The sequence below is a fragment of the Actinotalea ferrariae CF5-4 genome (assembly GCF_000603945.1).
GTDB lineage: Bacteria > Actinomycetota > Actinomycetes > Actinomycetales > Cellulomonadaceae > Actinotalea > Actinotalea ferrariae.
Window position 1 is genome coordinate 1 of sequence record NZ_AXCW01000616.1, and the last position, 374, is coordinate 374.

1 pseudogene is annotated in these 374 nt (G+C 80.5%); it reads left to right on the forward strand.

Annotation, left to right across the window (positions count from 1 at the left end):
* Positions 1–38: 38 nt before the first annotated feature.
* Positions 39–374, forward strand: a pseudogene (locus tag N866_RS19500) (hypothetical protein); the annotation flags it as partial.

Consider the following 374-nt stretch of genomic DNA (forward strand, 5'->3'; position numbering starts at 1 on the left):
CCCCGTCGTGGGAGGCCGGGCAGGCGGCATCGTGGCCGGTGCCGGGTCCGGAGACCTCGGCCGCGCCCACCGTGGCCGAGCACGCGACGCCGGTCGCCGAGCAGTCCTGGCCGGTCGCGCCCCCGGCCGACGACCCCGTCTCGCCGTGGTCGCCCGTCGCTCAGTCCGCCCCGCCCGTGGAGGCCTCGCCCGTCGAGGTCTCGCCCGTCGGCGCACCCGTCGCCGGCCCGGTCACCCCGCCCGTCGTCGCCCTCCCGGCGGAGCCGGTGGGCGCGCCGACGGCGGTCACCCTGCCGGCCCAGGACGAGCCCGCCAAGCGGCGGTGGTGGTCCTTCGGTCGAGGCAAGGCCCGCACCGACCAGCCGGTCGTCGCG